We start from the raw sequence: 9,412 nt of genomic DNA on the forward strand, positions 1-9,412 counted from the left end.
GTTATTGAACAGTTGACCGAGGATGTATGCGTCTGACTACAAAAGGCCGTTTTGCCGTGACAGCGATGATCGATCTTGCCCTGCGCCAGGGCAAGGGTCCGGTCACCCTGTCCGGCATCAGCCAGCGGCAGTCGATTTCCCTGTCCTACCTGGAACAGCTGTTCGGCAAGCTGCGCCGGCATGAGATCGTCGAATCGATCCGTGGCCCCGGTGGCGGCTACAGCCTGGCGCGCCGTGCGGACAAGGTGACGGTGGCCGACATCATCATCGCCGTCGACGAACCGCTCGACGCCACGCAGTGCGGCGGCAAGGAACATTGCCATGGCGCCGACGCGGCCACGGGTGCGCGCTGCATGACGCATGAATTGTGGTCCACACTCAACGAAAAAATGGTCGATTATCTGGATTCTGTGTCCTTGCAGGACCTGGTCGACCAGCAGAGACAAAAGAATGCCGAGCAAAGCGTGATGGTGATGCACCGTAACCACGCGGCCCTCGGTTGATAATGACAAAAATACCAGTTGCTGATTGCAGGAGTTATTGATGAACGCCCCAGAAAAAAACGTAGGCCAAGTGCACTTTGAAACCGCACCGCATTTCCCGATCTACATGGATTACTCGGCTACCACGCCGATCGATCCACGCGTCGCCGACAAGATGATTCCTTACCTGCGCGAGCAGTTCGGCAATCCGGCATCGCGCAGCCACATGTATGGCTGGACGGCGGAAAAAGCCGTGGAAGAGGCACGCGGCCACGTGGCGGCCCTGGTGAACGCCGATGCGCGCGAAATCATCTGGACTTCCGGCGCGACGGAAAGCAACAACCTGGCCATCAAGGGCGCGGCGCAGTTCTACAAGACCAAGGGCAAGCACATCATCACCGTCAAGACCGAGCACAAATCGGTGCTCGACACGGTGCGCGAACTGGAACGCATCGGCTTTGAAGCGACGTATCTGGAACCGCAGGACAACGGCCTGATCACTGTCGAGCAGCTGGCCGCGGCCGTCCGCCCGGACACCATCCTCGTGTCGGTGATGCTGGTGAACAACGAAATCGGCGTGATCCAGCCGATCGACGAGATCGGCGTATTCTGCCGCTCGAAAGGCATCATCTTCCATTGCGACGCCGCGCAAGCGACGGGCAAGGTCGTCATCGACCTGCAAAAGACCAAGGTCGACCTGATGACCTTCACGGCGCACAAAACCTACGGCCCGAAAGGCGTGGGCGCGCTGTACGTGTGCCGCAAGCCGCGCGTGCGCCTGGAAGCGCAGATGCACGGTGGCGGCCATGAGCGCGGCCTGCGCTCGGGCACCTTGCCAACGCACCAGATCGTCGGCATGGGCGAAGCGTTCCGCATCGCCAAGGAAGAAATGGACAGCGAAATCGGCCGCATCCTGGCCTTGCGCGACCGCCTGGCCAAGGGCCTGCAAGAGATCGAAGAAGTTTATATCAACGGCGACATGGACCACCGCGTGCCGCACAACCTGAACGTGAGTTTCAACTACGTCGAAGGCGAGTCGCTGATCATGGCGATCAAGGATATCGCCGTGTCGTCCGGTTCGGCCTGCACCTCGGCCAGCCTGGAACCATCGTACGTGCTGCGCGCCCTGGGCCGCAGCGACGAACTGGCGCACAGCTCGATCCGCTTCACCATCGGCCGCTTCTCGACCGAGGAAGACATCGACTTCGCCGTCAACCTGCTGAAATCGAAAGTACACAAGCTGCGCGAACTGTCGCCGCTGTGGGACATGTTTAAAGATGGTATTGACATCAATTCCATCCAATGGGCTGCCCACTAACCAACACCGTGGCCCCTGCCAATGGGGCCGGCAAGAATATTAAAGGAGCATCAAAATGGCTTACTCGGACAAAGTACTCGATCACTACGAAAACCCGCGCAACGTGGGCGCTTTCGACAAGGGTGATGAAACCATCGGCACCGGCATGGTCGGCGCGCCCGCCTGCGGCGACGTGATGAAACTGCAGATCAAGGTCGGCGCCGATGGCCTGATCGAAGATGCGAAATTCAAGACCTATGGCTGCGGTTCGGCCATCGCATCGAGCTCGCTGGTGACCGAATGGGTCAAGGGCAAGACCCTGGACCAGGCGCTGGCCATCAAGAATACGCAGATCGCCGAAGAACTGGCGCTGCCGCCAGTGAAGATCCACTGCTCCATCTTGGCGGAAGACGCCATCAAGGCAGCGGTGCTGGATTACCAGACCCGCCATCCGGCAGCGTAAGAGCGCCTGAGAAAACGTCCATGGCGGCGTTGCATTGCCTTGTCGTACTAGTCGTACTGCCTTCGGCAATGCGCCTTGCCCTGAACGTTTTTCAGGCACTCTAGAATTTGTTGGATTTTGATACCTGTTCCCATGTGGGAGCAGGAGCGGAGAAATACATGATCACACTGACCGAAAAAGCGGCAAAGCACATCAACCGCTATATCGAACGGCGCGGCAAGGGCATGGGCCTGCGCTTCGGCGTGCGTACCACGGGCTGCTCTGGCCTGGCTTACAAGCTCGAATATGTCGATGAAGCGGCGGCCGAAGACAGCGTCTTCGAATCGCATGGCGTGAAGGTCTTCGTCGACCCGAAAAGCCTGCCGTACATCGATGGCACGGAACTCGATTTCGCGCGCGAAGGCTTGAACGAAGGCTTCAAGTTCCACAATCCGAACGAAAAGGACGCCTGCGGCTGCGGCGAGTCTTTCAGGATTTAAATAGCTGGCAAGACCCCGGTCGGTGCGCTGTACCCATCGATTGCGGTACAGCGACCACCGACAATTATGCAAAACCACTTCGAATTATTCCAGTTGCCGGCGCAATTCGCGCTCGACATGAGCGCGCTCGACGCTGCCTACCGCGATGTGCAGGGCAAGGTCCACCCGGACCGTTTCATCAATGCCAGCAGCGCCGAAAAAAGGGTGGCCATGCAATGGGCCACGCGCGCCAATGAAGCCTACCAGACCCTGAAAAGCCCGCAAAAGCGCGCCCAATACCTGTGCGAAATCAATGGCGTCGACCTGCAGACGGAATCGAACACGGCCATGCCTGTCAGCTTCCTGATGCAGCAGATGGAGTGGCGCGAAGAGCTGGGCGATGCCCGCGCCGGCAAGGATGCCGACGCGCTCGACGCGCTGGACCGCCAGCTGCGCGCCGAACGCAAGACCTTGCTGGCCCAGGTGGGTGCGCAGCTCGACGCTGCCGACTATGTCAATGCCGCGCAAAGCGTGCGCGCCCTGATGTTCCTCGATAAATTCGGCGAGGAAGTCCGTTTTGCCTATGAGGCGATCGAAGCCTGATCTCCGGATAGCTTGACCGGCGTGCCAAGCGCCAGTCTGGCGCGCGTCTTATAATGCGCAACAGGCATCAGCTGCATCACGCAAAAAATTAATCGAGGCACGAATACAATGGCACTTCTGCAAATTTCCGAACCAGGCATGTCGACCGCGCCGCACCAGCACCGCCTGGCCGTCGGCATCGATCTGGGCACCACCAATTCCCTGGTCGCCACCGTCCGCAACAGCATCCCCGAGGTGCTCAACGATGAAGACGGGCGCTCCTTGCTGCCGTCCGTCGTGCGCTACCTGCCGAACGGCCACGCCAACATCGGCTACAAGGCCCTGGCCGCGCAAACCACCGATCCGAAGAACACCATCGTTTCCGTCAAGCGCTTCATGGGCCGCGGCCTGGCCGACATCGCTTACGCGGAAAACCTGCCTTATGATTTCCAGGATACGCCTGGCATGGTGCAGCTGAAAACCGTGGCTGGCGTGAAAAGCCCCGTCGAAGTGTCGGCGCAAATCCTCGCCACCCTGCGCCAGCGCGCGGAAGATTCCCTCGGCGACGACCTGGTCGGCGCCGTCATCACCGTGCCCGCCTACTTTGACGACGCGCAGCGCCAGGCAACGAAAGATGCGGCGCAGCTGGCCGGCATCAACGTGCTGCGCCTGTTGAGCGAGCCGACGGCCGCCGCCATCGCCTACGGCCTCGATAACGCGTCCGAAGGCGTGTACGCCGTGTACGACCTCGGTGGCGGCACCTTCGATATCTCGATTTTGAAACTCAGCAAGGGCGTGTTTGAAGTGCTGTCCACGGGTGGCGATTCGGCCCTCGGTGGCGACGATTTCGACCGCCGCCTGTTCTGCTGGATCAGCGAGCACGCCAAGCTGGCGCCGCTGTCCGACGAAGATACGGCGATCCTGCTGGTGAAGGCGCGCGAAATCAAGGAACTGCTGTCGACCAAGTCCGAAACGACGATCGACGCCGTGCTGAACTCGGGCGAAGAGATCCACCTGCGCATCACGGCCGAGGAATTCGTCAAGATGACGCAGCACCTGGTCGCCAAGACCATGAACGCCATCAAGAAGGCGCTGCGCGACGCCAACGTGGATGCGGACGACGTCGACGGCGTGGTGATGGTGGGCGGCGCCACGCGCATGCCGCATGTGCAGCGCGCCGTCAGCGAATTCTTTCACACGACGCCGCACGCGAACATCGATCCGGATAAAGTGGTGGCGCTGGGCGCGGCCATCCAGGCCAATCTGCTGGCCGGCAACCGCGCCGCCGGCGACGACTGGCTGCTGCTGGACGTGATCCCGCTGTCGCTGGGTATCGAAACCATGGGCGGCCTGGTGGAAAAAATCATCCCGCGCAATTCGACGATTCCCTGCGCCAGAGCCCAGGAATTCACGACCTTCAAGGATGGCCAGACGGCGCTGGCCGTGCACGTGCTGCAGGGCGAGCGCGAACTGGTGAGCGACTGCCGTTCGCTGGCACGTTTTGAATTGCGCGGCATTCCACCGATGGTGGCGGGCGCCGCGCGCATCCGCATCACCTACCAGGTCGATGCGGACGGCTTGCTGTCGGTCTCGGCGCGCGAGCTGCGCTCGGGCGTGGAAGCGTCGATCAGCGTCAAGCCGGCCTACGGCCTGGGCGACGACGACATCGCCCGCATGCTGCAGGATTCCTACACCTCGGCCGATGTCGACATGGTGGCGCGCGCGCTGCGCGAAGAGCAGGTGGAAGCGGAACGCATCCTGCTGGCCACGCAGTCGGCGCTGGATGAGGACGGCGGCTTGCTCGATGACGCCGAGCGCGTCACAGTCGACGGTTTGATGAACAAGGTGCGCGACGCCATCGTGCAATCGCAAAGCGGCGCCATCGACCATCAGGCCTTGAAGCTGGCGATCGAGCTGCTCGCCGACGGTACCGAGGATTTCGCCTCGCGCCGCATGGACCGCAGCGTGCGCACTGCCTTGACGGGTAAATCCCTGGACCAGGTCGTACAAGACTAATTGAACAGCGCGCCGCCGAAACTGCGGCCGCGCTCCGAATGACAGACTGAAAGAAGAAACCATGCCACAAATCGTTATCCTGCCGCACGCCAAGCTTTGCCCCGACGGCGCCGTCATCGAAGCACCGGCCGGCAAGTCCATCTGCGACATCCTGCTGGAAAACGACATCGACATCGAGCACGCCTGCGAAAAATCGTGCGCCTGCACCACCTGCCACGTGCTGGTACGCGAAGGCATCGAGTCCCTGAACGAAGCGACGGAACTTGAAGAAGACATGCTGGACAAGGCATGGGGCCTGGAAGCCGTGTCGCGCCTGTCGTGCCAGTCCATCGTGGCCGAGGCCGACCTCGTCGTCGAGATCCCGAAATACACGATCAACCAGGTCAGCGAAGGCAGCCACTAAGATGAAATGGTCCGATATCACCGCGATCGCCGAAGCGCTGTTCGACACGCATCCGGACATCGATCCCCTGACCGTGCGTTTCACCGACCTGCATAACTGGGTGGTGGCGCTGGACGGCTTCGACGATGACCACACGCGCGGCGGCGAAAAAGTGCTTGAAGCGATACAGATGGCGTGGATCGATGAAGCGCGCTAAGGGCGCGGCAGCCGCCGCCACCGCAGTCGCCGCGCCGAAGGACATCATCACGGCCGCCAGCAACATGCCCGAGATCAAGGATGGCCAGTCGGTCGCCTTGCTGCAGGAATTGCACATCCTGACGCGCGACGGCAAGATGAACCAGGACAGCCGCCGCAAGCTCAAGCAGGTGTACCACCTGACGCAGTTCATCGAGCCGTTGCTGCGCGAAGTGCAGCTGGACCATCCCGGCGTCTCGCTGGTTGACCACGGCGCCGGCAAGTCGTATCTGGGCTTCATCCTGTACGACCTGTTCTTCAAGAACGGCAACGACGGTTCGCACATCTACGGCATCGAGACGCGCGAAGAGCTGGTGCAGCGTTCGCAGGAATTGGCGCAGAAGTTCAAGTTCCCCGGCATGTCGTTCCTGCCGCTGTCCGTGGCCGAATCGACGGAGTCAAACTTGCTGCCCCAGCAGATCGACATCGTCACGGCCCTGCACGCGTGCAACACGGCCACCGATGACGCGATCCACTTCGCCTTGAAGAAAAAGGCGAAGTTCATGGTGCTGGTGCCATGCTGCCAGGCCGAAGTGGCATCCGTGCTGAAAAAGAACAAGGGCAAGAGCCTGGGCAAGAATGTGCTGACGGAACTGTGGCGCCACCCGCTGCACACGCGCGAATTCGGCAGCCAGATCACCAACGTGCTGCGCTGTTTGCAACTGGAAGCGCACGGCTACCAGGTCAGCGTGACGGAACTGGTGGGCTGGGAGCATTCGATGAAAAATGAGCTGATCATCGCCAGTTATAAAAACCTGCCGCGCCAGCGTCCGACCGAGCGCCTGCAGGAAGTGCTGCAGACATTGGGCCTGGAAGAAATGGGCCACCGTTTCTTTGCCGAAGAGTTGGCCAAGGCGACAGCCTGACTTGTCGGATGGTGCGGCAAGCCGCCAAGCCAGCCTGCGAAACTGATTGTTGGATTACGCGTTCCGCTAATCCAACCTACCAAACCAGCCACGGCAGCGCAGGTCGAGCAGGTCGCATAGGTCGGATTAGCGCGACAGCGCGTAATCCGACAAACACCAGCAACGGCCAGCAGGTCGCGTAGGCCGGATTAGCGCAGCGTAATCCGACAATCACCGGGTAATCTGCAACAACGGCAACAAGCCACGTTGGTCTGATTGTTGGATTACGCGTTCCGCTAATCCAACCTACCAAACCAGCCACGGCAGCGCAGGTCGGACAGGTCGGGTAGGTCGGATTAGCGCGACAGCTCGTAATCCGACAAACACCAGCAATGGCCAGCAGGTCGCGTAGGCCGGATTAGCGCAGCGTAATCCGGCAATCACCGGGTAATCAGCAGCAACGGCAACAAGCCACTTAGGTCTGATTGTTGGATTACGCGTTCCGCTAATCCAACCTACGAAACCCGCCACGGCCGCGCAGGTCGCGTAGGTCGGATTAGCGCGACAGCGCGTAATCCGACAAACACCAGCAACGGCAAGCGGGTCACGTAGGTCTGATTAGCGCACGAGCGCGTAATCCGACCAACACCCGCGCAATCAACAAGAGGGAGGAGCCGGTCGGTTACAATACCGCCTTTCTCCTCCTCTTGCTTTTTGCGCATCCCCATGACCACACCACACGAAATGCCCACCGTCCGCCTGGCCAAGCGCCTGTCTGAAGACGTGCCCTGTTCGCGCCGCGAGGCCGAACTGTATATCGAGGGCGGCTGGGTCACGGTCGATGGCGTGCTGGTGGAAGAGGCCGGTGCGCGCGTGGCGGATAACCAGGAGGTGGTACTGTTGCCGAACGCCACGCTGGATGAGATGCCGCCCGTGACGATTTTGCTGCACAAGCCGGCAGGCATCAATGGCGGTGTCGGCAGCGAAGGCAAGCCGGCCCTCGGCTGCCTGCGTCCCGAAGAGATCTTCACGCCCGACAATGTGGCGCCCAGTTCCGTCACGCGCTTCCTCAAGCGTCATCTGATCGGCCTGACCATCACCAATCCGCTGGAAACCATGGCCTCCGGCCTGCTGGTATTTACGCAGGATTTCCGCGTGGCCCGCAAGCTGGTCGATGAAGCGAAAACGGTGGAGCAGGAATTCATCGTGGAAGTATCGGGCGATATCGCGGAAAATGGTCTGGCGCTGCTGAACCACGGCTTGCCCTTCAATGGCAAGCCTTTGCCGCCGATCAAGGTCAGCTGGCAGAATGAAACGCGCTTGCGTTTTGCGCTGAAAAACGTGCAGCCGGGCCAGATCGCCCACATGTGCAAGATGGTGGGCCTGGACGTCGTCGGCATGAAGCGCCTGCGCATCGGCCGCATTTCCATGGGCGCCATGCCCGTGGGGCAATGGCGTTATCTGCAGGGCTACGAACGCTTCTAAATCTGCGGCGCCGTGATGGCATGGCTTTCCGCAAAGCTTTTCCATAGCCGTTCGGCGATATTCAGGGCGATGGTGTCGGCTTTCTCTTGCAGGGCCGCATTACCCATGCTTTCCGTGGTGGCGAAGAACAGGGTCAGCCAGCGCCGGAACATGCAGGGCGTCAGGTGTTCCATTTGCGCGTGCTGTGCCAGCGGCTTGCCGTGGTAGCGCATGGTGCCGCGCAGCAAACCTGACCAGAAATCGACCAGCGTGGCCAGGTGGGCGTCCCAGTCCTTGACCTCGGCGGCAAAGATGGGGCCCAGCATGGCGTCGTCGCGCGCGGCCGCATAGAAGGTGTGGACCAGATGTCTGACGTCGTCTTCGCTGCAGACTTCCGCGCGGTATTTGGCGAAACGTGTGTGGGGGAGGGGGGCAGTATTATTCATGGCACGCCATGATCGCAGAGCCCCCGTGGCGCTTCAATGACCCAGGTCAAGCCGCATAAAAACTCAGGCAGCGACTTTCTTTGGTTTCTTCGCGGGCGCCGGTAATTGCACGATCTGCGTACCCAGCAATTTATCGTGCAGGAACTGGCCATTGCCCGTGAACAGGGCCGTGGCCGACCACGCGAGGATGCCCACGCCGATGGCGCCCAGGGCCGCCCAGTGCTGCAGGTCGAACAGATAGGCCACCAGCAGGGCCGGCAGCAGCCACATCCAGGCCAGCACGTAGCGGTAGGCGGCCACGCGCAGCGGCACATGGGCATGGCCCGGCAGCACCACTTGCAAGCGCCACGTCTTCATGGCCAGGGTCTGTCCTTCACGGCTCCATTGGTGGATGAAATACGCGCCCATGACGAGGAAGGCCAGGCACTGGCGCATGTGTTCCGTCAGCGGTGTGTGCGCGCCTTGCACGATCAATTCAAATACCAGGAAGGGCAGGAACAGCACGGCCAGGGCCAGCAGGGACTCGTACACCATGGAAATCAGGCGGCGTTTGATCGTGGGATGGGCGGTGAGGCTGGCGGCGGGTGTGCTATTTGGCATTGGCGGGCAGTGGGGCAGGAGTCGTGGGTGGCGTGACGGGCACGGTGGTGGCCGGGGCGGCTGCGGCAGGATCGGCCGCCGCTGGCGCCGTCAACGTGGCAGGCGGCAAGGCGGAGGTGGAG

Annotated in this window: 12 protein-coding genes; 10 read left to right on the forward strand and 2 right to left on the reverse strand. The window is 61.2% G+C overall.

Annotation, left to right across the window (positions count from 1 at the left end):
- Positions 1-26: 26 nt before the first annotated feature.
- From iscR to JaAD80_RS01185, 10 genes are all read left to right on the forward strand, one after another.
- Complete coding sequence (gene iscR, locus JaAD80_RS01140; protein ID WP_065310626.1) at positions 27-503, forward strand: Fe-S cluster assembly transcriptional regulator IscR; 477 nt, start codon at positions 27-29, stop codon at positions 501-503.
- Positions 504-543: 40 nt separating this feature from the next.
- Complete coding sequence (locus tag JaAD80_RS01145; RefSeq protein WP_102292503.1) at positions 544-1,800, forward strand: IscS subfamily cysteine desulfurase; 1,257 nt, start codon at positions 544-546, stop codon at positions 1,798-1,800.
- Between the two features lie 55 nt (positions 1,801-1,855).
- Positions 1,856-2,242 carry a Fe-S cluster assembly scaffold IscU gene (gene iscU, locus JaAD80_RS01150; protein ID WP_034750082.1) on the forward strand — a complete coding sequence of 129 codons (387 nt, stop codon included), beginning with the start codon at positions 1,856-1,858 and terminating at the stop codon, positions 2,240-2,242.
- Positions 2,243-2,400: 158 nt separating this feature from the next.
- Complete coding sequence (gene iscA / locus JaAD80_RS01155; RefSeq protein WP_034750079.1) at positions 2,401-2,721, forward strand: iron-sulfur cluster assembly protein IscA; 321 nt, start codon at positions 2,401-2,403, stop codon at positions 2,719-2,721.
- 66 nt (positions 2,722-2,787) lie between these two features.
- Positions 2,788-3,303 (forward strand): Fe-S protein assembly co-chaperone HscB, encoded by a 516-nt coding sequence (gene hscB, locus JaAD80_RS01160; protein WP_102292504.1) that lies wholly within the window; start codon positions 2,788-2,790, stop codon positions 3,301-3,303.
- Positions 3,304-3,411: 108 nt separating this feature from the next.
- On the forward strand, positions 3,412-5,298 hold the full coding sequence (gene hscA, locus JaAD80_RS01165; RefSeq protein ID WP_102292505.1) for a Fe-S protein assembly chaperone HscA: 1,887 nt from the start codon (positions 3,412-3,414) through the stop codon (positions 5,296-5,298).
- Between the two features lie 61 nt (positions 5,299-5,359).
- Positions 5,360-5,701 carry an ISC system 2Fe-2S type ferredoxin gene (gene fdx, locus JaAD80_RS01170; RefSeq protein ID WP_034750070.1) on the forward strand — a complete coding sequence of 114 codons (342 nt, stop codon included), beginning with the start codon at positions 5,360-5,362 and terminating at the stop codon, positions 5,699-5,701.
- Position 5,702: 1 nt separating this feature from the next.
- Positions 5,703-5,897 (forward strand): Fe-S cluster assembly protein IscX, encoded by a 195-nt coding sequence (gene iscX, locus JaAD80_RS01175; RefSeq protein ID WP_102292506.1) that lies wholly within the window; start codon positions 5,703-5,705, stop codon positions 5,895-5,897.
- Positions 5,884-6,801, forward strand: a complete 918-nt coding sequence (locus JaAD80_RS01180) for an SAM-dependent methyltransferase (protein WP_102292507.1) — start codon at positions 5,884-5,886, stop codon at positions 6,799-6,801. Before iscX ends, JaAD80_RS01180 begins: the two co-directional genes overlap by 14 nt.
- Positions 6,802-7,506: 705 nt before the next feature.
- Positions 7,507-8,265, forward strand: coding sequence for an rRNA pseudouridine synthase (locus JaAD80_RS01185; RefSeq protein ID WP_102292508.1), 759 nt, complete (start codon positions 7,507-7,509; stop codon positions 8,263-8,265).
- Here JaAD80_RS01185 and JaAD80_RS01190 read toward each other — a convergent pair.
- Together JaAD80_RS01190 and JaAD80_RS01195 are read right to left on the reverse strand one after the other, a co-directional pair.
- Positions 8,262-8,690, reverse strand: coding sequence for a group III truncated hemoglobin (locus JaAD80_RS01190; protein WP_102292509.1), 429 nt, complete (start codon positions 8,688-8,690; stop codon positions 8,262-8,264). The genes JaAD80_RS01185 and JaAD80_RS01190 overlap by 4 nt on opposite strands.
- A 63-nt stretch (positions 8,691-8,753) precedes the next feature.
- Positions 8,754-9,290, reverse strand: a complete 537-nt coding sequence (locus tag JaAD80_RS01195; RefSeq protein ID WP_102292510.1) for an RDD family protein — start codon at positions 9,288-9,290, stop codon at positions 8,754-8,756.
- Positions 9,291-9,412: the final 122 nt, after the last annotated feature.

The organism is Janthinobacterium sp. AD80 (genome assembly GCF_002878455.1).
Classification (GTDB): domain Bacteria; phylum Pseudomonadota; class Gammaproteobacteria; order Burkholderiales; family Burkholderiaceae_D; genus Janthinobacterium.